The following is a 255-nucleotide window of genomic DNA, read 5'->3' on the forward strand; positions in this document are numbered from 1 at the left end:
GATTTCTGTTCCTGCAGCTACTTAGATGTTTCAGTTCACTGCGTTCGCTTCTGTTACCTATGTATTCAGTAACAGATGACCCATATGGGCCGGGTTTCCCCATTCGGATATCTGCGGATCAAAGCTCGTTTGCCAGCTCCCCGCAGCTTTTCGCAGGCTACTACGTCCTTCATCGCCTGTAATCGCCAAGGCATCCACCACATGCACTTATTCGCTTGACCCTATAACGAGTATGTCTCGCTATAGGCTGAGTTC

The 255-nt window shown here is 49.4% G+C and carries 1 rRNA gene; it reads right to left on the reverse strand.

Going from position 1 to position 255, the window contains the following annotated elements:
* A 23S ribosomal RNA gene (locus ACU8YE_RS25720) occupies nt 1-221 on the reverse strand; the annotation flags it as partial.
* Nucleotides 222-255 lie beyond the last annotated feature (34 nt).

Source organism: Ralstonia sp. VS2407 (assembly GCF_052950655.1).